We start from the raw sequence: 23398 nt of genomic DNA, 5'->3' as shown, positions 1-23398 counted from the left end.
GTCAAAGCCTCAGGTCCAACGCCCGGTCCACCTGGGTTGGGCGGGCCCGAGCGGGTGTTTCGGTTGCAGGGTCAAGGTCTCCCGCGGTGATGAATGTGCTGCGTTCAGGTGGCTCACCGTCCTGATCTGGGTTCGCCGAGGTGCCCAGATAAAAGGAAAGATCGCCCAGCCCCATCTCTTTGAATTCGGCTGACAGGATCGAAATATGCCGGCGCATGAGGTCCATGGTTTCGGGCCGGTCAGCGACGATCATCATGTGCAACCCGTCTTCGCGCCCGGTCACCTTGATCGAAACTTTGCCCAGCTCTTCCGGAGTCAGTGCGATCTCCACGCTACCGCTTCCCGGCTTTGCGACGATGGTGGCCGCCATTTGCCCGGCGACCGCCCGAGCAATTTCCGCCCGGCCCGAGAACGGGGCGCCGTTGGTCGGGCCTGTATCCCTTTGCGCTGGGGACGCACCCAAGTCCTGCGTTGGCATCCGGTCGTGCAGACTGTCCTCCGGCATCGGTTCCTTCAGCGCTGCGCGGTCCGGTGTTCCGACGATCTGTGCCCGGATGATGGCTTCGGTTCCCTGGCCGGCAGGTTTGGCCGGCCGCTGAACCACCACCCCCGATCCGGTGGCCTGCTCGTCTCGTCTGGCTTCTTTTCCGGCTGCAGTGCGCAATTCGTCCTTACGGTTATGCAGGCCCCCACTCATTCCAGGTTCGGTGGCGTTCAACTGCTCTTTTGCAGCTGGCGTAGGTTGCGACGGTGTGTTCCCGGCACGCTCGGACGCTTCGGTTCCCTTGCCCAAGTCGCCAGCGAGTGATCGGCGATCGGGATCATCGGTTTCTGCGTGCATGGCCGCGGCGGCAGTTGACTGGCGCCCCTCCGCAGGGGGACTTGCCCCGAGAGTGGCGTGCGCCGTCGCCTCGCGCTTTGGAAGTTCACCGGGCGTTGCCGCGGACAGAGGTGTGTCTTTCAGTCGGGCGTCCTGTTGTGATCCCTGCAATTCCAGCGGTTCAGCCAAATCAGGTTCGGCCTGCGGGACATCCGGGCTGGTGTCTTCATCGTCATCCACGATTTCTGGATCCGTGCGGCTGTCCGGATGAGGTTTCGCCTCGGCCTCGAGGTTCGGCATCTCTTCTTCGGCCATGAGTTCCGCGAAATCAGAGTCGCCTTTTGCTGCGGGCTCGGGCTTTGCGGCCCAATCCTGCTTTCCGCCGGAAATCACATTGGTCATCATGGTCAGGGCGTTGGGCATTTTGCTCCGGCTCCGGTTGTTTGGCCCAAACCTGCCCTCAAGGTAGTTACGTTTATTTTAACCGCTCTTCGCTTTGATCCACAAAGATCGAAACAATTTTCGGAGAGGGCGATGGAAATCCCAAACTTCGCGCCGGTACCGCGCAGCAATATGACCGAACAAAGACTCAAGGCCGCGGCGGTCGAGCTTGAGGCAACTTTTCTAGCCGAGATGCTGAAGGCCGCAGGCTTGGACAAGGCGCGGCAGGCTTTCGGAGGTGGCGCGGGCGAAGACCAGTTCTCGTCTTTCCTATTGCAGGAGCAGGCCAGGCAATTGGCCCGATCCGGCGGGATCGGACTGTCTGAAACCCTTTTCAATGCAATGTTGGAGAAGACCCATGCCGACTGAGCACAAGCAGGGACTGATTAAGGCTCTCGAGGAGGTTCTCGATCTCGAGCGCAGGGCTTTGGTCGAGGGGGACCTGGATCGACTGGGCCAGATGATGCCGCAGAAGGAAAAGCTGATCGGCGCAATCAACGAGATGCAGGTGCACGACAGTGACGACTTGATTCGGCTGCACCAGAAGGTCGAGCGCAATCAAGGCCTGCTGAACAGCGCGGCCGAAGGGATCCGGGCGGTCATGAACCGGATGGCTGAACTCAGAAAAATCCGGCAGGAATTTACGACCTATGACGCGGCCGGACAACGCAATGGTTTCGCCGTCCGTCAGGACCCCAAACTGGAAAAACGTGCCTAGCGGCCGGTTTGATTCAAATCCGTCCTTTTCCGTCGGACCGCCTTAGCACTCCGTTAGGAGGTCAGGCCCAAAAGTGGTCCCGCACCTCGAAAGAAGGTGGCGCGAGCACCGACCGGTAGCTCGCACAGGTCAGAACGACAACACGTCCGCCAATGATGGTCGGGCGTCACTGGGCGAAGAAGGCCCGAATAGAAAAGGATGAAAAACATGTCCAGCATTCTGACAAACAACGGCGCGATGGTGGCGCTGCAGACCCTGAAATCGGTCAACAAGAACCTTGCAGCAACCCAGAACGCGATTTCGACGGGTAAAGATGTCGCTACCGCCAAGGACAACTCGGCCGTATGGGCGATTTCCAAGGTGATGGAATCCGACGTCAACGGTTTCAACGCGATCAAGGATAGCCTGGCACTGGGTGAATCGACTGTCGCCGTGGCGCGGAACGCTTCGGAAACCGTGACCGACCTGCTGACCCAGATGAAGAACAAGATCGTCGCCGCACAGGAGGACAACGTCGACCGCGGCAAGATCAATGATGACGTAACCGCCCTGCGGGACCAGATCGCATCGGTTGTCGGTGCCGCACAGTTCAACGGCCTCAATCTTGTGGACGGGTCAGCGGGCACCGCATCGATCCTGTCGTCGCTGGATCGCGACAGTGCGGGCAACGTGACCTCGTCGTCGATTTCGGTGGCCAGCCAGGACCTGTCGACCGGTGGATACGCCAGCAAGGGTGTTCTGGCCGGCTCGGACAACGCGACCACTGACAATGACGCCGCCGGGTTCACAATGGACAAGTCGGGCGGGTCTGGTGACATCGTGATCGATAGTTCGACCGACAACTTCGCCGTCGGTGACAAAGTGTCGATCACGATCGGGGACAAAGTTGCTTCGTACACCGTACAGGCCAGCGATCTGGACCCTTCGGGAACCTATGACTCTGCCTACACAGATGCCATCGTGGCAGTGGGGCTGAAGAACCAGATCGACGCGCTTGGGATCACCGGTGTTGCGATCGATTATGACTCCAGCGCGCCGGGTACGCTGTCCTTCGTGACCGGGACCGCAACCGCTGGTGCTGACGCAGATCGCGACGTAACCGTTTCGGCCCAGTTCACCAATGCCGGTTCTGGCGGTCTTGGTGCGTTGTCGTCGATTGACGTTTCGACCAGTGCCGGCGCTGCCGCAGCACTGGGCACGATCGAAACCTTGATCGACACGGCGATTGATGCGTCGGCCGCGTTCGGTTCGGCCCAAGGGCGGATCGAGACCCAGAAGGAGTTCATCTCGAACCTGACTGACTCTTTCAAATCCGGCATCGGCTCGCTGGTGGACGCCGATATGGAAGAGACCTCGGCCCGTCTGCAGGCCCTGCAGGTCCAGCAGCAATTGGCGACACAATCGCTGTCGATCGCCAACCAGGCGCCGCAGTCGATCCTCTCGCTGTTCCGCTAAGGCGGAAACTTGGCCGGGGCGTGATCTACGCGCCCCGGCTGTGACTGCAAATACGACGGCCTTTTGAAAGGATTTCAAGTGACCCCGCAAACGCTTGCACAACGGGCATATGCTCAGTCCGCCGCTCCGACGCGAACCCCGCGTGATACCGAGTATGAGGCGATTTCAAAGATCACGCATCGGCTCAAGGCAGCGGCCGCGCGCAAAGCCTCGGATTTCGCGGGCTTTGTTCAGGCCCTGCATGAAAACCGCCGCTTGTGGTCCGTCCTGGCCAATGGCGTCGTGGACTCGGACAATGCACTGCCGAATGAGCTGCGCGCGCGGATTTTCTATCTGGCCGAGTTCACCGAGCAGCATACAGGCCAGGTTCTGGCCAGCAAGGCCGGGGTCGAGCCGCTGCTTGAAATCAATCTGGCGGTTTTGCGCGGGCTACGTCAGCGGGGGACCGCGTAATGGGCGGGCTGGTTCTGAAGCTGGCTCCGAAAGAGCGGGTTCTGATCAATGGCGTTGTGATCGAGAACGGCGACCGCCGGACCCGCTTTTCAATCATGACGCCCGAGGCAAATGTCCTTCGGTTGCGCGACGCGATACATCCCGACGAAGTGACGACCCCGGTCAGGCGCGTGTGTTACGCGGCCCAGCTGGTCCTGTCCGGAGATCTGGAAGCCGGAGACGCAAAACAACAGCTGCTGCGACGGATCGAGGAACTGAGCCAGGTCTTCACGGATGTCGACAGTCGCCGGGTCCTGGCACAGGCGACCGAAGCCCTGGTGACCGAGCAGTACTACAAATGCCTGAAGGCTCTTCGATCGTTGCTGCCGCGCGAAGAGCGTCTGATGGCCTATCGGCAATGACATTCCTGCCGGTCATTCCAGCCGGGGGTATCGTGGGGTGGCGTTTTTTGCAGCGCACCTATGACGCCCAGTTGCAGGCCTTTTCCACCTCGGTGGTCAATGACCGGGACACGCAGTATTTTGTGGAAAACATCCGAAACGTCCGGTCGGCAGAAGATTTGGTCTCTGACCGGCGACTGCTGCAGGTCGCGTTGGGCGCGTTCGGATTGGACGGTGATCTGGACAATCGGTACTTCATTCAAAAGGTCTTGTCAGACGGTACGAGTTCGGATGACGCCCTTGCGAACCGGCTTGCTGACAGCAGATATCGGGAGTTTTCCGAAGCATTCGGCTTGGGTCCGGGCGAAGTCCGGAAAACCGCACTGATCACTGACATGGAGAAGATCGCTCAGAAAAATGTCGTCGCCCGGTTCGAAAGCTCGGTCGGAGAAGCCGACGACTCCATGCGGATCGCGCTTTTTGCCCAGCACGCTTTGAAAGACCTTGCCGGGCAGTCCGGAAGCGAGACCAAGAAGTGGTACGATCTGATGAGCCTACCGCCGTTGCGCAGCATGATGGAAACAGCGCTGGGCCTGCCGGCAAGCTTTGGACAGCTGGATATCGACAAGCAGCTGGACGTATTTCGGGACAGGCTGAGTAGAGTGACTGGTTCGCCGAACCTTTCGCAGTTCGTCGATGCCGATGCCATTGCCGAGCTGACGGATACTTATCTCGCCCGGACTCGGATCGCACAGATGCAAAGTTCGATTTCTCCCGCGCAAACTGCTTTGATTTTGCTGGGTGCCGCAAGTTAAACCGTTCGGGCTAAGGTCAGTACCTCGCGCCAGGATCAAAAGACGCACCAGTGCCGTGCGCAGCTATGAGTGGCCATTTAGGATCGGGGGGCAAGGGTGCCGGGTGCTCAGGCATCCAGAACCGTGTCAGCGGATGTCTGCAAGGCAAAAGACATCACCGGATGCGAAACGTTGTGCAGGTCGACCGGCCCCAATGGGACGGCCCGGGAACAGGCCGGCTCGATATCTTCGGACACGACGATCCGATGGCCATTGAGCTTGCCGAACTCGCCCAACCGCGCCGCGACATTGGCTGCATGTCCGATCACCGTAAAATCAAGCCGCTCGCGCGAACCGACATTTCCGTACGTGACACGCCCGAACGATACGCCGATCGAACAATCGCATTGCCGGTTCTTGTCGGAGCGACGCAACTCGGCCAATTTCTCGACGATTTCAACGGCACTGCGCTGAGCGTCTGACCGTGCCTTGCCGGGGTCCTCACCTGCCGGGAAAACCGCAAGAACGGCGTCGCCGATAAATTTCAGAACCTCACCGTCATTTTCGTGGACGATGCCGGACACCGTTTCGAAGAATTCGTTCAACAGGTTGATGTATTCCGTGCGGCCCAGATCCTCTTCCAGACTGGTCGAGTTGCGCAGGTCACAGAACATGATGGCCGCGTCGATGTCATCGCCGTCGCCGCGACGAATGTCGCCGCCCAAAACACGGGCCCCGGTTCTTTTGCCCACATAGGTCTCGAGAAGGGCCTGGGCATTCTCGCGCTGCATGAACACCTCATAGTAGCGGGCGATGACGGCCGAGCACTCAAAGACAAGCCCCAGGTTTTCCGTGGTAAAGCCGTTGGGGTGGTCGCAGGTCAACGTCAGGACGTTGATGCGCCCGTCGGAAAACGGCAGAGGCATTGCCACGTAATCGGTGCCCCCCTTGGCGCGCAGGTCCTCCATGATGGGGAAACTGTTGTGGGGGTTGTCGACGTTCAGCCGTTGCCGAACGCCGCCCAACCCGTTCGAGACATGCCGCAAGGGGCTGTTGATGAAAGCGGGGTGATCGTGAATCTCGTAGGTTGGAATATTGGTCGAAATCTCCTCGGCACCCTTTTCCCAGATGTAGTGCTTACCTGCGATCAGGGGATGCAGCGACCAGACAAGGATGCTGAGACGTTGAATCGCGATGCCGTGTTCCAGCATTTTTTCGGCTAGGGTCTTGGTGAAATCTTCGGGTGTTGCGATCGACCCCGCGCCACGCATCAGCCAATCGATCAACGGGCCGCTGATGTTGCCGTCTCGCGGTTGGCGCAATTGATTGTCGCCCAGATCGATATGAGTGTACGCCGCCGGCATGAAGCCGATGTGACCCTGGATGGCTTTGCTTTCAGGCAGGGAATCCTCGTAGGCCCAAACCGAGTTTGCCAACCGTTCGTCGCCAATCAGGACATCGTGATAGGTTGCCGTGCCCTTGAACGGGCAGAAGGTCTGCAACTCGGTCTCACCGCTCAGATCAACGCGCACGTCTTCGCGCGGAACATAAATCGCAGGCGGCAGCCGGGTTTCATACATGACCTTGGCATTCGTGCTTTCAGCCAGAAGGATGTCATCGCGGTAGATGGCAACCCTGCCGTCAAGCGTTTCGATCGAAATTCCGTAGCCGTTCGTATTCCGTGTGGCGTGGACATTCATCGGCCGTCTCCCTTGCCCGGGTCCCTAGAGGATGGGCTTTTGCAGCCCGATTTCCAAGGGGCGCAACACAGAATTTACCGATCGCGATCCACGGCCGAGACGGTCAGACCATCTGGATCACGTCTTTTTCGATCGCCAGCATATAGCCCTTTTTGGCGATGTTTTTGACCAACAGCTCGCTGACCATCTGATTGCCCAGCGCGTCCCGCAGCCGTTTGATGCGCGTGGCCCCGGCGGCTTCGTCACAGTCCGATATGTCTCGGCCAGAGATCATGGCTTCGATCTGAACCCCCGACAGCACTTCGTCGTCGAGACGGGACTCGGCCAGGACGGCCAGCGTTTCCATCGCTGCGGGCGTCAGCTTGAAATCCATGTTGTTCAGGTAGACGGTGTTCTCTTCGCGACTGATCAGCAGCGACGTGACCTGGATTCCCGTGCGCTCGATCTGGGCCATTCTACGGTTCAACGTCACCAGCATCACCAGAAAGACCAAGGCGGCCAACAGCATGGCCGTGGCAAAGATCAGCAGCACGAAGATCACCATCCGGTAGCTGGCCAGCGTGTCGGCAAATGCGGTTCCGGATTGCGCGAGGATCTCCAGCAATCGGATTTCAGCCTGGGTGGTCAGATCGCTTTCGACGAACAGCCGCTCGACCCGAGCGTTGAAAGCATTGGCATCGGGCAGGGTCCAGAACAAGAAGGCTGCGGCCGTAATCAGGATCACGACAATTGCGGCGATGCCTGCTCCAACCAGCCGGGTGCCAGACCGCCGCGCCTCAGAAACGGAGATAGAATTTTCCGGCATTGGCCTTCCTTTGATCCAACCCTTCCGGTCCAAAAACGCTGATCACGTTGAGCAACGTCCACCCCGAGGATTTCAGCCTTTTGGCCACCTCTTGCTTGGCTTGCCCCTTTTTGCAGGCGGACACCTGCATCACGCCATAGTGCAGGCGCAGCGGGTTGTCCTGTTTGGCCTTGTAATCGGCATAGCATTCGGCCGCCGAAACGGTGGTGCTCAGCGATATCAACGTCGCAACGACCAGGAAAGAGAGGATCTGTTTCATAGGCTGCATCCTGCGCATGGCTTGGCACGATATTCAATATCTCAAAGGGTTTGCGGCGATGATATCGGATAACACCGGGCCGTTATTGCTTGTCTGTCGGCGGGTGGCCGAAAGCTGTTGCATCAGTTTCGCGGTTAGCCACTGGCGCCGCGTCCCGCTTTGAAAGGACACTTGTCATGCACCGGAAGTTCATCGCCCTCGTCGTCGCCACCGCAGTCGCCATCACCGGCGTTTCCGCATCCCAGGCCAAGGCGGCCGACGCCCATGACATTCTGGGCGGGTTGGCGGCCATTGCCATCATCGGCGCGGCCGTCAATCACTATAACAAGGAAAAGCGCAAAGAGCGTGTCACCCGGCAGAACAACTATGTCCACCAGCCGCAAAACGTTCGGCCGGATCATATCCGCCCTCTGCCCCGGCGTGTCGCCCGCTATGACCTGCCGCAACGTTGCCTGAAGACCTACAACGGCTATTCGAAGAAACGTCCTTTGCTGGGGCCGAACTGCCTCGAGAAACACTACAAACATGCCAATAGCCTGCCACAACAGTGCAAAGTGGGGTTCTGGGACGGCAAGAAGGTGAAGCGGGCCTACGAACCCGCCTGCCTGCGCCAGAAAGGATACCGCGTGGTTTACCAGTAATCGGTTTCGAGCAGGAGCAGCGCCGCAGAAGCGCTGTGCGGGAGGGGGGCGGCCTGGGTCGCCTCCTTCTTTTTTGTTGCGGTTCGGGCCAAAAAACGGTTTGCCGATGGGATGACGACTCCGACGTTTGAATTGGAACAGGCGCTGATTGCGCAGGGCTACCCCCGAATAGCAGGTGTAGATGAGGTTGGCCGCGGCCCATTGGCCGGTCCGGTCGTGGCGGCTGCGGTCATTCTGAATCCGCAAGACATTCCCGACGGTTTGAATGACTCCAAGAAGCTGACGGCGCGCAGGCGGCTCGCCCTTGAAGAAGATCTGCGCGCCCGGGCCGAGTTTGCCATTGCCGAGGCGTCGGTTGAGGAAATTGATGACCTCAATATCTTGTATGCCTCTCATCTGGCGATGGAGCGCGCAGTCTCCGCCCTGCATCCTGCGCCGGACTACCTGTTGATCGACGGCAATCTGATCCCCAAAGGGCTGACCTTGCCGGCGCAGGCTGTGGTCAAAGGGGATGCGAAGTCAGTCTCGATTGCGGCGGCGTCGATCCTTGCAAAGAATTGGCGCGATCAGCTGATGGTGGATTTGGCGCAACAGCATCCGGGCTACGGCTGGGAAACCAATGCGGGCTATCCGTCCAAACAACACCGCGAGGCGCTGCAAAATCTTGGGGTAACCCCACACCATAGACGTTCATTCAAGCCCGTCCACAATATCTTGTATCAAGAGTAAATCGTAACCCTCTGATTCAAAAAAGAATTTGACGCCGAATCCGGTTTGACTCATCCTAGTCTCAACCAAATGAGCGCAAAAGCGCCGTGGAACTTGAGGCAGAGACATGACAACTACCAAGACAAAGGGCGCATCCGCGCTCCCTTTAAACACGATTCTATCTGGCGACTGCATCGAGGTGATGAACAGTCTGCCCGAGGCGTCGGTCGACCTGATTTTTGCGGATCCGCCGTATAATTTGCAGCTGAAAGGACAGTTGCATCGCCCGGACAACAGCCAGGTGGATGCGGTCGATGATCACTGGGACCAGTTCTCGAGCTTTGCCGCCTATGACCAGTTTACCCGCGAGTGGCTGAAGGCCGCGCATCGCCTGCTCAAGCCCAATGGGGCGATCTGGGTGATCGGCTCGTATCATAACATCTTCCGTGTGGGCTCGGCCCTGCAGGATGCGGGCTATTGGATTTTGAACGACGTGATCTGGCGCAAGTCGAACCCGATGCCGAATTTCCGCGGCAAGCGGTTCACCAACGCGCATGAAACGATGATCTGGGCCAGCAAGCGGGAAGGGGCGAAATACACCTTCAACTATGAGGCGCTGAAGGCCTTGAATGAAGGCGTGCAGATGCGCAGCGACTGGGTGCTGCCGATCTGCACGGGCCACGAGCGTCTAAAGGACGAAAATGGTGACAAGGCGCACCCAACGCAAAAGCCCGAGTCACTGTTGCACAGGGTTCTGGTTGGTTCGACCAACCCGGGTGACGTGGTGCTTGATCCGTTCTTTGGCACCGGAACCACTGGCGCAGTGGCCAAAATGCTGGGCCGCGAGTTCATCGGGATCGAGCGTGAGGACAGCTATCGCAAGGTGGCCGAAAAGCGCATCGCCAAGGTGCGCAAGTTCGACCGTGACGCGCTCGAGGTCAGCGCCAGCAAACGCGCCGAGCCGCGCGTGCCTTTCGGCCAGCTGGTCGAACGCGGCATGTTGCGCCCGGGCGAAGAGCTGTATTCGATGAACCAGCGGCACAAGGCCAAGGTGCGGGCCGACGGCACGCTGGTGGGCGACAATATCAAGGGCTCGATCCATCAGGTGGGCGCGCATCTGGAAAACGCGCCGTCCTGCAATGGCTGGACATACTGGTGCTTCAAGCGCGACGGAAAAACCGTTCCGATCGACGTGCTGCGCCAGCAGATCCGGGCCGAACTGCACAACTGATCACACCAATACCGCCGGTGCCTGTGGCCTGACACATGGTACCAAGCCTTGCCCCGCCGAACCCGGCGGGGTCTTTTGTTTTTGGCCCCGTGATGTTTGGATGGTGCGACCCCATATCCCGCTACATAGCGAGGGAGCATCAGAAATGTCTGATACCACGGCCAGCCAATCCCGGTTTCAGCGGTTTTTCGTGACCACGCCGGACAAATTCAATTTGGACAACAAATACACCGAAGCCGCGCTGGAACGGCACAAGCGCGAGGGGCTGGAACTGGCCGTCCGCGCCCGCTGGATCGCCATGGCGTTGACCGGTGTCCTGCTGGTGTTTCTGAATCCGAACTGGGATGTGATGTGGTATCATTTCATCCTGCTGCTGCTCTGCGGCAACGGCTGGTTGATCCGGCGCGCTGGCCGTGTGGGCCAATCCCGGATCGAGCTTCTGCTGATATTCGCCGATCTGCTGATCATGACGCTGGGCATGGTCGTTCCCAACCCGTTCAGCGACGATGTGCGCCCGCTGGCGATGCAGTACCGGTTCGACAATTTCCAGTATTTCTTCATCATCCTGGCCGCAGGTACGCTGGCCTATTCCTGGCGCACGGTGATCGCCATGGGCAGCTGGACGGCCCTGATGTGGACGGCGGGCTGGGTCGTCGCCTGGTGGGTGGCCACGCCCATCCCCGGGCTCAGCGAAAAGGTTGCGGCCGCCTTGCGGGGCTATCCGGCCGTGGCTGAATTGTTGGACCCCAACAGCTTCATGGTTCCGATGCGCGTGCAAGAGGTGATCGTGTTCATGATGGTCGCGGTTACGCTGGGCGTGTCGATGCGGCGGCTCAATCGCCTGTTGATCTCAAATGCCGGACTGGAGCGGGAACGCGCCAACCTGTCGCGATACTTCTCGCCCAACGTGGTCGAGGAGCTGAGCCAGAACGACGAACCGCTCAAGCAGGTGCGCAAGGAAAACATCGCGGTTCTGTTCATCGACATCGTGGGCTTCACGAAATTCGCTGCCGGCCGCGACCCGTATGAGGTGATCGAGGTGCTGCGGGGCTTCCATGCGCGAATGGAGGCCGAGGTGTTCCATCACCACGGAACCTTGGACAAGTATCTGGGCGACGGGCTGATGGCCACGTTCGGCACGCCGGTTCCAACCCCGCTGGACGCTGTCAACGCCCTGTCCTGCGCGCGGTCAATGGCTGACATCATCGACCGTTGGAATCTGGAACGCCGACGGGCAGGCGAGCAGGAGATTCAGGTTGGCATCGGTGTTCACTACGGTCCGGTCGTTCTGGGCGACATCGGGGCCAACCGGCTGGAATTCGCGGTGATCGGAGACGCGGTCAATCTGGCTGCCAAGCTTGAAGCAATGACGCGAAAGATGGGTGCGCGGATTGTCATCAGCGACGCGCTGCGCGAAAAGGCCCTAAGCGAAGCGTCGACGGCTGCCGATCTGATGAACGGGTTCCAGCGCCACGATGCACAGGCGGTTGGCGGCGTCGAGCGGCCGGTCGATATCTGGGCGCTGCGTTGACCGCTCTCAGGACCGTGGCATCGGAAGCATTGCCTTGTTGTACGGCTTCCAGTCCGTGATCTCGGGGTAGTACTGTCGCCGCCAAGCCCGCACCCGCGGGTTCATCACACGCCGCCACAGCGGCGGGACCATCGCCGCGATCGTCATCACCGGATAGCCATAGGGCAGTTGCGGGGCCGCTTCGGCAGGGTGGTTCTGCAGCAGCGGAAACCGCCGGTTGGGTTTGTAATGATGGTCCGAGTGGCGTTGCAGATTGATCAGCAGCCAGTTCGAGGCCTTGTGCGCGGCGTTCCACGAATGGCGCGGCAGGACATGTTCGTACTTGCCGTCGCCCAGGTATTTGCGCGTCAGCCCATAATGCTCGACATAGTTGACCAGCTCCAGCTGCCAGATCGCGGTGCCCGCCTGAACCAGGAACAGCCCCAGCCCTGCCCACCCGCCGAGCAGCAGCGCCAGCGCCAGCATCAGCCCCTGCAGCGCCCAATACCGCCAGAACGGGTTTGCCCGGTCCGTCCAGTTCAGCCCCTTGCGCGCCAGCTTGGCCTTTTCGGCCTGAAACGCGGACACCAGGCACTGGCGCAGGACGCGCGGGTAGAAGCGGTGGAACCCTTCGTTGTAGCGTGCGGTCACCGGGTCGCGCGGGGTGCCCACGTAGCGGTGATGCACCAGCAGGTGTTCGGACCGAAAATGCGAATACAGAACCATCGCCAGCAGGATATCACCCAGCCAACGCTCCAGCCGGCCCTTCTGGTGCATCAGTTCGTGGCTGTAGTTGATGCCGATCGTGCCCGAGATCACGCCCATCCCGAAGAACAGCCCGATCTTTTCCGGCGATGACAGGTGTTCGGCGCGGGTGGCGTACCAGATCAGGCCATAGAGCGTGAAAAACTGGACCGGAACCCAGGCCTTGGTCAGCAGAACGTACCAGCGCAGCGCGTCCTCGGGCGTTTCGGGGTCGGCGTTTTCAAGGTTCAGCCCGGTCAGCCCGTCCAGCGCTGCAAACAACCACCAGGTGGACAGCGGCACCAGCAATACCCACCAGGCGCCGGCGAAAGCGGTGAACCACAGGATCGGGATCAATAGGAACGAAACCCAGAAAGGAAGGGCTGTTTGCCAGCGCGACAGGGTGTCAGTCGAGATCATGGTCAGGCTCCGAAACTCTGCCGTCAGGATAATCCTGCCCGATCCATTTTCCCAGATGCAGAACTGCCGCGCCACAGATCATGCGCCTTGCGCATCACGGTCGGAAGGTCGCCGGGGCGAAAGGCATGTTTAGGCATCACGACCAACCCCACGGGGTCCACCTCTGCGGGTACGGCGGCGGTCCAGACGCGCAGGATCAGGTGGAAATGGGTAAAGGTATGGCGCACCTCGGCGGGCAACAGGGTCCAATCAGCCGGAAAGGGCGGCGTCTCGGCCGCGTCCTCGGCCCAGTCCGAGCCCGGAAAGCCCAGCATCCCGCCCAACAGCCCCGTTTCCGGTCGGCGCTCCAACAGGATTGCGCCATCGGCGCGCTGCGCGATGTAGACGTGGCCAAGCCGGGTGGGCTTCGGTGCCTTGGGCGTCTTGCGCGGCAGGTCGGCCTGTGTTCCGGCAGCGCGGGCCTCGCACGGGTCTCGCAGGGGGCAGATGCCACAGGCCGGAGACTTCGGCGTACAGATCGTGGCCCCCAGATCCATCACCGCCTGAGCATAGTCGCCGGGGCGGTCGTCCGGGGTCAGCGCGGCGGCTTTCGCCTTCAGCAGAGGTTTCGATTTCGGCAACGGGTCGTGGATGTCATACAGCCGGGCCATGACCCGCTCGACATTTCCGTCCAGCACGGTTTCCGGCCGGTCAAAGGCGATGGCCGCGATGGCGGCGGCGGTGTAGGGGCCGATGCCGGGCAGCTTCAGTAGCGCATCATGGCTGTCAGGAAAGCGCCCGTCGTGCTGGTCCACCACCGCGCGGGCGCATTTCAGCAGGTTGCGGGCGCGGGCGTAATAGCCCAGCCCGGCCCATTCCGCCATCACCTGGTCATCGGGTGCGGCGGCCAGCGCCCGGACATCCGGCCAACGCGAGGTGAACCGTAGGAAATAATCCCGCACGGCGGCCACCGTGGTCTGCTGCAACATCACCTCAGACAGCCACACGCGATAGGGGTCGGGTTGCACGCCCGCGGCCCTGTCGGCGGGGCTGACCCGCCACGGCAGGTCGCGGGCGTGGCGGTCGTACCAGGCAAGCAGGCTGCGGCTCAGGTCGAAAGTGGCGATGTCACGCAAGTTTTATCCATTTCTCTGTCGGGTTTCGCTGGCGCCCGGATGCACGCCCATTACAATAGCGGCGCAGGAGTTGGAAACCAGATGCAAACAAGACGGTCCACCACCCGCGGGTTCAAACGCACCGCGTCCTTGCTGAGCGATCGGATCCGCAAAGCCGGTGAAAGTCGCGGCTTTGCCGTGTCGCGCTTGTTGACCCATTGGGCCGATATCGTGGGCCCCGACATCGCCGCCATCGCCCGACCGGTCAAGGTGGGCTATGGAAAGGGTGGGTTCGGCGCCACATTGACCGTGCTGACCACCGGACCGCAGGCCCCGATGCTTGAGATGCAGAAGGACCGTCTGCGCGACAAAGTGAATGCCGTCTATGGCTACAGTGCCATCAGCCGCATCCGCATCACCCAGACTGCTCCTACAGGATTTGCCGAGGGGCAGGCCAGTTTCGAGCATCGGCCGAAACAGGCGAAACCCACCATCGCACCGGAAGTCGTTGCCGAGGCAGACAAAGTGACGCGCGAGGTTCACGACCAAGACTTGCGCGCGGCCCTTGAACGACTGGGCCGGAACGTTCTATCCAAACAAAAACGCTGAGAAAGGGCTGAGTATGAGCCGTATTGCAACCGTAATCTGCGCGGCCGTGGCGCTGGCCGCAGGCGGCTATTGGCTGACCCAATCGCCAAGCACCGTACCTGTGCCACAACTGGTCGGCAGCGCCGAAGCGCAAAACGCCGATCTGGACACCTCGACCATCGTCGAGATGGTTCAGGGGGCCGAGGACGCACCGGTCGAGATCATCGAATATGCGTCCTATACCTGCCCGCACTGCGCGAATTTCCATCAGGGGCCGTACAAGCAGCTCAAGAAGGAATACATCGACACCGGCAAGGTCAAGTTCATCTACCGCGAGGTCTATTTCGACCGCTACGGCATCTGGGCGTCAATGGTGGCGCGCTGCGGTGGCCCTGAGAAGTTCTTTGGCATCACCGACCTGATCTATCAGGGCCAGTCCGAATGGACCCGCGCCGGCGGCCCGGCCGAGATCGTGGAAGAACTGCGCAAGATCGGCCGTCTGGCCGGGCTGAGCAACGATCAGCTGGAAGCCTGCCTGCAGGACGGCACCAAGGCGCAGACCCTCGTCGCCTGGTACCAGAAAAACGCCGAGCAAGACGGTATCCAAGCCACCCCGTCCTTTGTCGTCAACGGCAAAAAGGTCGACAACCAGTCCTATGACGAGTTCAAGGCGCTGATCGAAAAGGAACTGGGCAACTGATGACCGGGCCTCTGGCCGGTCTCAAGGTTGTCGAACTGGCGCGCATTCTGGCTGGCCCCTGGGCCGGCCAAACCTTTGCCGATCTGGGCGCCGAGGTAATCAAGGTGGAATCTCCGGCCGGCGACGACACCCGCGCTTGGGGTCCGCCCTTCGTGACCCGCGATCAGGATGTCTCGGCGGCCTATTACCATTCGACCAACCGCGGCAAGGCGTCGGTAATCGCCGATTTCTCGACCCCCGAAGGGCAGGAGAAGGTGCGCGCACTGGTCGCTGACGCCGATGTGGTGATCGAAAATTTCAAGGTTGGCGGGCTGAAGAAATTCGGGCTGGACTATGACAGCCTCAGCCAGTTGAACCCGCGCCTCGTCTATTGCTCGATCACCGGGTTCGGGCAGACCGGGCCTTATGCGCATCGGGCTGGCTATGATTTCATCATCCAGGGCATGTCGGGTCTGATGTCCGTGACCGGAGAGCCCGTCGGCCAGCCGCAGAAGGCAGGCGTGGCGATCACCGACGTGTTCACCGGCATTTATGCAGTGGCCGGGGTTCTGGCCGCCTTGCACCAGCGCCAGCGCACCGGGCGCGGGCAGCATGTGGACATGGCCCTGCTGGACGTGGCCGTGGCGGTCACGGCAAACCAGGCGCTGAACTATCTGACCACGGGCCAGGTGCCGCAGCGCATGGGCAACGCGCATGTGAACCTGGCGCCCTATCAGGTGTTCGATTGTGCCGACGGACACATTATCATCGCCACCGGCAATGACCGGCAATATCAGCGCCTGTGCCAGGTGTTGAACCTGCCCGACATGGCCGAGGCGCCCGAATATCTGCACAACAAGGACCGGCTGGCCAATCGCCGAACCCTGATCGCACGGCTGAACGGCGCCACGGCGACTTGGGCCAAGGCCGACCTGCTGGCCGCCTGCGAGGCGCAAGGCATCCCTGCCGGTCCGATCAATACGCTGGACGAGGTCATGGCAGATCCGCAGGTGATCGCGCGCGGCATGCAGATTGACCTGGACGGCGTGCCGGGGATTCGCGCGCCGTTTGTCTTTTCGGATGCCGATCTGAATCTGTCGCGCCCCGCCCCGAAACTGGGCGAAGACGCCTAGGGCGGCGGCGCGGCCGTCAGCAACCGTTGACGCACGTCGTCGGCCTGATCCACCTGAAGGCGCACCGGCAGGGTGATGACCTTGCTGCGAAAGGCGGGCGGCAGGCGAACGGCGTCTTTCTCGGTGGTGACCATTTGCGCGCCCAGCAGCCGTGCCTCGTTCTCCAGCCGGGTCATCAGGGCCGGCGTCAGCGTCTGGTGATCGTCCAGAGCCTCGGCCCGCAGCAGCCGCGCGCCCTGCTGGCGCAGGGTCTGAAAGAACTTCTCGGGGTGGCCGATGCCGGCAAAGGCCAGAACCGGAGTTTCGCTCCAGTCCATCCCGGTTTGCAGTGCCGTGACCTGACCGGTGGCGTGCGGAACGCCCAGCTTGTTGCCCCACAGCTGCACGAACCTCTCCTGCGCGGCCAAGTCACCCAGTGACAGCACAAGATCGGCCCGTTGCAGCCCGACATCGACCGGTTCGCGCAGCGGTCCGGCGGGCAGGCACAAGCCGTTGCCAAAGCCGCGGGCCGCGTCCACCACGACGATCGAGAAGGTCTTGGTCACCGAGGGGTTCTGGAACCCGTCGTCCAGCACGATCACGGTGGCGCCGGTCTCGGCGGCGGCGCGGGCGCCGGCGGCACGGTCCTTGGCGACCCAGACCTCGGCGAATGCCGCCAGCAACAATGGTTCGTCACCAACCTGCGCCGCCGTGTGTCGGACCGGGTCCACCCGAACCGGGCCTTCAAGCGATCCGCCATGGCCGCGGGTGACCACATGCGGCGTGTGATACGCGTCACGCAACTGTTCCAGAACCCATATTGCCGTCGGTGTCTTGCCAGTGCCGCCAGCATTTAGGTTGCCGACGCAGATCACGGGCACACCCGGATCAACCCCGGGCCCCGACGCCACCCGCCGCGCCGTTGCCTGCGCATAGACGCGGCCAAGCGGCGCCAGCAGCCTTGCGCGCAGGCCGGGGTGATCCGGCGCGTTGTCCCAGAATTCAGGTGCCCTCATGTTCCGCTCCGTGCTGGTCCAGATGTTCCTGTACCATGTCGATCAGGGTATCCACCTGGGGCGCGCTCTCGGTCACCAGTTGCCAACCGGCAAGGGCCATGTTCGCGGCCAGGTCCGGGGCCAGCAGTTCAACGACAGTATCGCCCAGTTCGGTGGCGGTGCGAATTTCACGAGCGGCTCCTACACCATCAAGCGCGTCATAAAGGGCCTTGTGGCCGCTCACGTCCGGTCCATGGATCAAGGCCGAGCCCAGGGCTGCGGCCGCGATCGGGTCATGCCCGCCTATTCCCGGCTCGAGCGTGCTGCCCATGAACGTCACCGGAGAGACGCGATACCACAGGCCAAGGGCCTCGGGGTCCGACGCAAGGATGACCTGGGTCATGTCTTCGATCATGTCCCCATCTTCCCAGTTGGCACAGCGCAGGTCCATCGTTTCCAGCCTTTTGCGCAGGGGCGCTGCCTCGGATATGTCCGCGACATGCAGGATCAGGGCCAGCCTCGGCAGCATCCGCATGGCCTGCCGATGTGCGCTGAGCACCGAGATGAATTCCTTGGCGTCGACCCACGCCGCCAGCCAGACCGGCCGCCCTGCAAACGCATGGTTTGTCTCGATCAGCTCGTCCTCGGGCCAAGGGCGAAGGGTGGGGCTGATACTGAGCGGCGGAAACAGTGCCACCTTCGAAGTCGGGACGCCCAGACGTCGGATTTGCCGGGCTGCATCCTCGGACGTGACGTGGATCGCGCGAAAGCAGTCAAAGGTATAGCGGTTGATGTCCGGCAGCCATTTCCCGACAAAGGCAACACGAACGTCGTTCTCGCCCTCAAGCAGGACCATGGGTATACCGCGTTCGGCCGCGCGGGTGATCACGTTGGGCATCAGGCCGCCGCCAACCCACAGCCCCATGTCAGGCTGCCAGTGCTCCAGGAATCCACGCGCCGCGCCGGTTTGTTCGTCAGGCAACGGAACCAGTTCCATGTCGCAATCCGCCCAGCGTGTCAGGTCCGCGTCAGGCGGGACGGTCAACAGAATCGACAGCCCTGGCCGGGACTGCTGCAGGCGCTTGCAAAAGTCGTTCACCGCGCGCAGGCGCTGTTCGTTGGCAACATGAATCCAAAGCAACTCACCCGCGGGGCGAGGCGGCGCGTAGTGTCCGGGGGGCTTGGGAACACCCCAGGACAACGCGCGATAGGCCGCCAGGCTGAGGGATCGAGGTTTGCTCATGCCCGGTGCCCCTGAATTGGCTGATCCAGTCGGCCCATCAGCACCTTATGCAATTTGGACCCGGCGCCAACAACACCGTTCAGCCGTGGGTTGGGGTTGTTGAACCGCAAAGTGCGCCCGGTACGGTCTGTACAGGTGCCGCCTGCTTCGCGCAGGATCAGGTCCCCGGCCGCGATGTCCCATTCCCAGCTTGGGCGCAAGGTCAGCATCCCGTCGAACCTGCCCTGTGCGACCAGCGCCATTCGGTAGGCCAGCGACGGGCGATAGGCCCGACGGAAGATCGGCGCGACGCCCTCCTGCCAATGATCCGGTTTCAGGTTCGGCTTTGCGGCCAGAACCTCGGCTTCGGCCTCTGTGGCCGCCGCGGTCACCCGGATCGGCTGACCGTTCAGGGTTGCCCCATGTCCCCGCGCGGCAGCAAACAGCATGTCGCGCATCGGCAGGTAGATTACGCCGGCAATGACCTGTCCGCGATCGGCGACCGCCAAGGAATGCGCCCAGGTGCGCGACCCTTCGGCAAAGCTGCGGGTGCCGTCGATCGGGTCGATGATGAACACTCGGTCACGGGTCAATCGGTCTTGATTGTCCTCGGTCTCCTCGCTCAGCCAGCCATATCCGGGCCGCGCGCTGGGCAGGCGTTGTTCCAGCATCGCGTTGACGGCCAGATCAGCCTCGGTCACCGGCCCGGCGCCCTTGGGTTTGTCCCAGCTCTGCATCTCGCGGCCTGCGTAGGCGACAGCAATCCGGCCAGCCTCACGTGCGGCGTCGATCAGCAGGGACAGGTCAGTTTCCGGCAAGTGTCATCCCTTCGATCAGAAGCGAGGGCACGACCCGGGACAGATAGGTGCGCGCGTCGTTGGCCGGGATGATCCGCATCAGCATGTCCCGCAGGTTTCCGGCAATCGTGCATTCGTTGACCGGGTGCGAGATCTCGCCGTTTTCGACCCAGAAACCCGACGCACCGCGTGAGTAATCGCCGGTATTGGGGTTGATGGTGGACCCGATCATCGAGGTCACCAGCAACCCCGTTCCCATATCGCGAAGCAGGTCGTCGCGGCTGAACTCGCCCTGGGTCAGGCTCAGGTTCCAGTTGCTGGGAGATGGAGGACCGGACACGCCACGGGCGGCGTTCCCGGTGGAATTCATGTCCAGTTTGCGCGCGCTTGAAAGATCCAGTGTCCATCCGGTCAGCACGCCGTTTTCGACGATCATCCGGCGCGCGGTCGGCAATCCTTCGGCATCAAACGGGCGCGATCCTGCAATTCTGGGGCGATAGGGGTCTTCGATCAGCGACAGATGTGCAGGCAGCACCTGCTGGCCCAGGCTGTCCTTGAGCCAGGAGGCGCCGCGGGCCACCGCCGCGCCGTTGCTGGCCGCCAGAAGATGCCCGATCAATGAGGACGAAATCCGCTCGTCGAACAATACCGGGAAACGCCCTGTTTCCGGCTTTCGGGCACCCACTCGCTGCACGGCACGCTCGCCCGCGATCCGGCCGATCTCGTCGGGGCTGCGCAGGTCGGACTGAAAGCTGCGGCTGTCTCCGTCATAGTCGCGTTCCATCCCGGTGCCTTCGCCCGAGATCGCCACGCATGAAACCGAGCGGCTGCTGCGCGCATAGCCACCGGAAAATCCATTTGTCGCGGACAGATGAACCCGGTGCGTGCCATAGGATGCCGCCGCATCAGATACCTGGGTAACGCCTTCCACCGCCAGGGCCGCAGCCTCGGCGGTCAGCGCGTCCTGCATCAGAGCGTCTGCTGAAGGTTCGGGCGTGGGGTCAAAAAGCTCCAAGGAGTCGACGGAAAAATCGCTGGCCAGTTGTTCCGGATCTGCAAGGCCAGCGAACGGATCCTCGGGCGCTTCGCACGCCATCGCTACGGCCCGTTCGGCCATGGCGGCAAGCGTTTCGGGACGACTGTCCGAGCCGGACACGATGGCCTGCTGCTTGCCGATGAAAACACGCAACCCCACGTCGGTGCTTTCGGCGCGTTCGGCGTGCTCCAAAGCGCCGCCACGCACCTCGACCGAGACCGAGGATCCGTCGATCACGATCGTGTCGGCCGCTTCGGCTCCGGCCTTGCGGGCCAGGTCCAGCATTTCGTGGCTGATTGCTTCGAGTGATCGGGTCATGGTGCCTCCAATTGATTGTATTGGACCTAGCCTTGGTCAACCCGCCTCGCAAGCCCTGTGATCGTTTGCAATTCTCTTCAACTTGTTGAAGCATCCTTTTCGTGGAAGAGCTGGTTGTTGTTCGCACAACCTGCTCATGCGAAGGAACAAGCACTGCCATAAACGAAATATCGGAGTGCCAGTCACAGACAGGAGAAAGATGCAGAAACACCTTACGCTACGCGGTGTCCAGATTCCCGACGACCCTCAAATCATAACCCCCCAAGTTAAACGCTCGATACTCGCTGGAAGATACGAGAGGGACGAGGTTGGGGGGTTGCCGAAGTTCATCCAGGCTGACGACCGCGTTGTTGAGCTTGGTGCGGGTATAGGTTTTATTTCGACCTTTCTGTATACGCAGCTTGGAGTGTCAAAGTTAACCTGTATAGAAGCAAATCCTTCGCTCTGCGAGTTCATCGGTCGTGTTCACAGAGCTAATGACGCAACCGGATTGAACGTACTAAACACGGTGGCAGTAGGGGCCAGTGAAGTTGCGGGAAAATCAAGGTTCTACTTGCGGGAACCATTCTGGTCGTCGTCACTTGATCCTGAGCCTGAGTACAAAAAGTCAATAGAAGTGGACAAGATTCCTTTGTCCGATGTGCTAAGGGAGACCAGAGCAAATGTTTTGATTGTCGATATTGAAGGGGGCGAAAGAACTCTATTCGATGACATAGATTTGGTAGGTATCCAAAAAATCTACCTAGAAGTGCACACTCGGAAGATCGGGTTGCGCGGCATTCAGTCTTGTTTTGATTCCTTGTCCGCATTGGGGTTCGCATACGATCAAAGAGTTAGTTGCGGCGGGTCAGTTCTGTTCCGCCGCGTTCGAAAACAATAACGTGCAACTGTAGTATACGTGTGAGGCCGCCTTTTTTTGGCGTCCTCACTGAGGAAAAATTTCTTACTTGATCCGTTGACCATTGGCCAAAATCTGGCCGTCCTTGGTGAACTCGATCTTGGAGTTCAGCGTATCGGGCTGGTCGCCGGGAACGGCCATCATACCCATCATCATGCGCGCTCCCATGGCGTCGTTCTCGGACATGAACCCCATTCCGATCAGCTTGTCGATCAGGGCGTTGGCACCTACCAACTGGAGGTTTGCCTCACCCGCCGGCGCCGGAACGCCTCCGAACTCTTCGGTGTTCGAGTTGTCGAAGGTGAAATCACCGGTTCCGGTCAGCTTGGCGCCGACCATCGAGACCAGCAGTTCATTGACTTTGAGCGAATGCAGTTCGGCCGGAACTTCGTCCGAGCTTTCCAAAGCTTCGGCAACTTCAGGGTCCAGAAAGTTCAGGAGAACCTTTGCGGTGCCCGTTGCATCCAACGCGATCGTGGCTGGATCGCGCGGCAAAGCGCCTGCGGGGTCGAACATGCTCCACAGAATGTCGGACATGGTGAAGTCTGTCAGGTTCATCGCAAAGCCGAACGGCTTGACCTCTTCGGATGCCTGGATAGGTGCCTCGAGTTTGAGACCGGCCTTCGCCATTGCAATCTCGATGGGAAATGGCAGGTCTGCCGTGGTTACTTCGAGCTTTGCATTGTTCTGTTCGACGTCATACGCCAGACGCTCGGCGTCGATGCTGGCACCGAAGCGGCCACCGTCCGAACTGCTGGCCATCGAGAAAGCCTCGCCCTCGCTGGTGCCTGCGATGCTGGTTTGGCCAGCGCCGTAGGTGAAGATCCCGTCAAAGGCGAAGCCAGCCTCATATGCGCCTTCCACGTCCGCCAGGCTGAAGCCTTCGGGGATTACGTTCTTGCCTTCAAACTCCAGCTGGTCGAGCTTGCCGTTGATGCGTGCATCTTCGCCCGTTTCCGGGTCTTGGAAATTCAGGTCATAGGTCAGGTTTGCTGCCGTGAAGTTCTGGTCGACCTTGCGGCCCTCTCCGATCTGCATCCGGGATGCACCGGCCAGGTTGATCATCTCAAAACCCAGATCCAGCGCGTCGTCGGGCATCGCTTCGCCATCGACCATGATGTTGTCGAGTGCCAGCGCCAGCTTGCTGGCAGAGTAGTCATAGGTCATGTCGTCGGGCGACCCCGAAACCAGCATTTTCAAACCGGTCTGCGAGTACAGGATATCCACCGAGAATTCCTCCTCCTCGGCCTGGCCGGATACCGTCATGGGGAAGCTTTCGGGGAATTCGATGCTGACCGTTCCGTCGCCGTTCTCCGTCAGGGTCATTTCCGGAACGACCATGTCGAACGAGCCTTCTCCCTCGGGAAGGTCCATCTTCATGGTCATGTTCGTGATGGTGGTGACGTCGCCAGAGGTGTTCTGCTCGCCGGTGATGGTGTACCCCATGCTGCCCATGTAGGCCTGCCAATCTGACCAGACATCGTTGGCGGACAGATCGGCAAAAGCGCCTTGGGTTGCAACGGCATAAGCCAGCGCGGCACCGCAGCTGCGGCGGAAGAAAACGGACATAAGGGAACCCT

Annotated in this window: 25 protein-coding genes; 14 read left to right on the top strand and 11 right to left on the bottom strand. The window is 60.9% G+C overall.

Annotated elements, in window-relative coordinates; translation table 11 throughout:
• Position 1 precedes the first annotated feature (1 nt).
• Positions 2–1243 carry a flagellar hook-length control protein FliK gene (locus ACR0NY_RS11385; protein ID WP_170369170.1) on the bottom strand — a complete coding sequence of 414 codons (1242 nt, stop codon included), beginning with the start codon at positions 1241–1243 and terminating at the stop codon, positions 2–4.
• Positions 1244–1354: 111 nt separating this feature from the next.
• Between ACR0NY_RS11385 and ACR0NY_RS11380 the strand changes: the two genes are divergently transcribed.
• The 6 genes from ACR0NY_RS11380 (at position 1355) to ACR0NY_RS11355 (ending at position 5082) form a co-directional block, all read left to right on the top strand.
• Entirely contained in the window at positions 1355–1630 is a 276-nt protein-coding gene (locus ACR0NY_RS11380) for a rod-binding protein (RefSeq protein WP_170369171.1), read from the top strand.
• Entirely contained in the window at positions 1620–1979 is a 360-nt protein-coding gene (locus tag ACR0NY_RS11375; RefSeq protein ID WP_170369172.1) for a flagellar biosynthesis protein FlgN, read from the top strand. Before ACR0NY_RS11380 ends, ACR0NY_RS11375 begins: the two co-directional genes overlap by 11 nt.
• A gap of 207 nt (positions 1980–2186) precedes the next feature.
• Positions 2187–3434 carry a flagellin gene (locus tag ACR0NY_RS11370; protein WP_170341259.1) on the top strand — a complete coding sequence of 416 codons (1248 nt, stop codon included), beginning with the start codon at positions 2187–2189 and terminating at the stop codon, positions 3432–3434.
• A gap of 78 nt (positions 3435–3512) precedes the next feature.
• Positions 3513–3887, top strand: coding sequence for a flagellar biosynthesis regulator FlaF (gene flaF / locus ACR0NY_RS11365; RefSeq protein WP_170369173.1), 375 nt, complete (start codon positions 3513–3515; stop codon positions 3885–3887).
• On the top strand, positions 3887–4288 hold the full coding sequence (gene flbT, locus ACR0NY_RS11360) for a flagellar biosynthesis repressor FlbT (RefSeq protein WP_170341263.1): 402 nt from the start codon (positions 3887–3889) through the stop codon (positions 4286–4288). The genes flaF and flbT overlap by 1 nt, the downstream gene beginning before the upstream one ends.
• Complete coding sequence (locus ACR0NY_RS11355) at positions 4285–5082, top strand: DUF1217 domain-containing protein (RefSeq protein ID WP_170369174.1); 798 nt, start codon at positions 4285–4287, stop codon at positions 5080–5082. Before flbT ends, ACR0NY_RS11355 begins: the two co-directional genes overlap by 4 nt.
• Positions 5083–5189: 107 nt before the next feature.
• On the opposite strand, the gene ACR0NY_RS11350 is transcribed toward ACR0NY_RS11355, so the two are convergent.
• The 3 genes from ACR0NY_RS11350 to ACR0NY_RS11340 all read right to left on the bottom strand — a co-directional run bounded on the left by ACR0NY_RS11350 (position 5190) and on the right by ACR0NY_RS11340 (position 7825).
• The gene (locus tag ACR0NY_RS11350; RefSeq protein ID WP_170341266.1) at positions 5190–6761 is read right to left on the bottom strand and encodes a DUF427 domain-containing protein; all 1572 of its coding nucleotides are present in this window, start codon (positions 6759–6761) and stop codon (positions 5190–5192) included.
• Between the two features lie 103 nt (positions 6762–6864).
• Positions 6865–7566, bottom strand: a complete 702-nt coding sequence (locus ACR0NY_RS11345; protein WP_093964234.1) for a winged helix-turn-helix domain-containing protein — start codon at positions 7564–7566, stop codon at positions 6865–6867.
• Positions 7538–7825 (bottom strand): hypothetical protein, encoded by a 288-nt coding sequence (locus ACR0NY_RS11340; RefSeq protein WP_093964235.1) that lies wholly within the window; start codon positions 7823–7825, stop codon positions 7538–7540. Before ACR0NY_RS11340 ends, ACR0NY_RS11345 begins: the two co-directional genes overlap by 29 nt.
• A gap of 176 nt (positions 7826–8001) precedes the next feature.
• Here ACR0NY_RS11340 and ACR0NY_RS11335 point away from each other — a divergent pair, with 176 nt between their 5' ends.
• The 4 genes from ACR0NY_RS11335 (at position 8002) to ACR0NY_RS11320 (ending at position 11936) form a co-directional block, all read left to right on the top strand.
• On the top strand, positions 8002–8466 hold the full coding sequence (locus ACR0NY_RS11335) for a hypothetical protein (protein WP_093964236.1): 465 nt from the start codon (positions 8002–8004) through the stop codon (positions 8464–8466).
• A gap of 111 nt (positions 8467–8577) precedes the next feature.
• Positions 8578–9195, top strand: coding sequence for a ribonuclease HII (locus ACR0NY_RS11330; RefSeq protein ID WP_170369175.1), 618 nt, complete (start codon positions 8578–8580; stop codon positions 9193–9195).
• Positions 9196–9301: 106 nt separating this feature from the next.
• Complete coding sequence (locus ACR0NY_RS11325) at positions 9302–10405, top strand: site-specific DNA-methyltransferase (protein WP_170341272.1); 1104 nt, start codon at positions 9302–9304, stop codon at positions 10403–10405.
• A 145-nt stretch (positions 10406–10550) separates the two neighbouring features.
• Positions 10551–11936 carry an adenylate/guanylate cyclase domain-containing protein gene (locus ACR0NY_RS11320; protein WP_170369176.1) on the top strand — a complete coding sequence of 462 codons (1386 nt, stop codon included), beginning with the start codon at positions 10551–10553 and terminating at the stop codon, positions 11934–11936.
• A gap of 6 nt (positions 11937–11942) precedes the next feature.
• On the opposite strand, the gene ACR0NY_RS11315 is transcribed toward ACR0NY_RS11320, so the two are convergent.
• Both ACR0NY_RS11315 and mutY read right to left on the bottom strand, forming a co-directional pair.
• Positions 11943–13079, bottom strand: coding sequence for an alkane 1-monooxygenase (locus ACR0NY_RS11315; RefSeq protein WP_170369177.1), 1137 nt, complete (start codon positions 13077–13079; stop codon positions 11943–11945).
• A gap of 23 nt (positions 13080–13102) precedes the next feature.
• Complete coding sequence (gene mutY / locus ACR0NY_RS11310; protein WP_170369178.1) at positions 13103–14194, bottom strand: A/G-specific adenine glycosylase; 1092 nt, start codon at positions 14192–14194, stop codon at positions 13103–13105.
• Between the two features lie 81 nt (positions 14195–14275).
• Here mutY and ACR0NY_RS11305 point away from each other — a divergent pair, with 81 nt between their 5' ends.
• The 3 genes from ACR0NY_RS11305 to ACR0NY_RS11295 are packed head-to-tail and all read left to right on the top strand — an operon-like array spanning position 14276 to position 16573.
• The gene (locus ACR0NY_RS11305; RefSeq protein WP_170369179.1) at positions 14276–14782 is read left to right on the top strand and encodes a DUF721 domain-containing protein; all 507 of its coding nucleotides are present in this window, start codon (positions 14276–14278) and stop codon (positions 14780–14782) included.
• Between the two features lie 13 nt (positions 14783–14795).
• Positions 14796–15461, top strand: a complete 666-nt coding sequence (locus ACR0NY_RS11300) for a DsbA family protein (protein WP_170341279.1) — start codon at positions 14796–14798, stop codon at positions 15459–15461.
• A complete protein-coding gene (locus tag ACR0NY_RS11295; protein WP_170369180.1) occupies positions 15461–16573 on the top strand; it encodes a CaiB/BaiF CoA transferase family protein in 1113 nt (370 codons plus the stop codon). The genes ACR0NY_RS11300 and ACR0NY_RS11295 overlap by 1 nt, the downstream gene beginning before the upstream one ends.
• Here the strand turns inward: ACR0NY_RS11295 and lpxK are convergent.
• Genes lpxK through ACR0NY_RS11275 form a run of 4 tightly spaced genes read right to left on the bottom strand, consistent with a single transcriptional unit; the run spans position 16570 to position 20920 of the window.
• A complete protein-coding gene (gene lpxK / locus ACR0NY_RS11290; protein WP_170341281.1) occupies positions 16570–17568 on the bottom strand; it encodes a tetraacyldisaccharide 4'-kinase in 999 nt (332 codons plus the stop codon). The two genes, ACR0NY_RS11295 and lpxK, sit on opposite strands and share 4 nt — an antisense overlap.
• Positions 17555–18790: a 3-deoxy-D-manno-octulosonic acid transferase gene (locus tag ACR0NY_RS11285; protein WP_170341282.1), complete on the bottom strand. Its 1236-nt coding sequence runs from the start codon at positions 18788–18790 to the stop codon at positions 17555–17557. Before ACR0NY_RS11285 ends, lpxK begins: the two co-directional genes overlap by 14 nt.
• Positions 18787–19587, bottom strand: coding sequence for a 3'(2'),5'-bisphosphate nucleotidase CysQ (locus tag ACR0NY_RS11280; protein WP_170369181.1), 801 nt, complete (start codon positions 19585–19587; stop codon positions 18787–18789). The genes ACR0NY_RS11285 and ACR0NY_RS11280 overlap by 4 nt, the downstream gene beginning before the upstream one ends.
• Positions 19574–20920 (bottom strand): TldD/PmbA family protein, encoded by a 1347-nt coding sequence (locus ACR0NY_RS11275; protein WP_170341284.1) that lies wholly within the window; start codon positions 20918–20920, stop codon positions 19574–19576. Before ACR0NY_RS11275 ends, ACR0NY_RS11280 begins: the two co-directional genes overlap by 14 nt.
• Positions 20921–21119: 199 nt before the next feature.
• Here ACR0NY_RS11275 and ACR0NY_RS11270 point away from each other — a divergent pair, with 199 nt between their 5' ends.
• On the top strand, positions 21120–21800 hold the full coding sequence (locus ACR0NY_RS11270; RefSeq protein WP_170342222.1) for an FkbM family methyltransferase: 681 nt from the start codon (positions 21120–21122) through the stop codon (positions 21798–21800).
• 63 nt (positions 21801–21863) lie between these two features.
• Here ACR0NY_RS11270 and ACR0NY_RS11265 read toward each other — a convergent pair whose 3' ends face one another.
• Complete coding sequence (locus ACR0NY_RS11265; RefSeq protein WP_170369182.1) at positions 21864–23387, bottom strand: DUF2125 domain-containing protein; 1524 nt, start codon at positions 23385–23387, stop codon at positions 21864–21866.
• Between the last annotated feature and the right edge of the window lie 11 nt (positions 23388–23398).

This window comes from Ruegeria sp. BJ5 (assembly GCF_056537865.1).
This window is presented reverse-complemented; position numbering and strand designations above follow the sequence as displayed.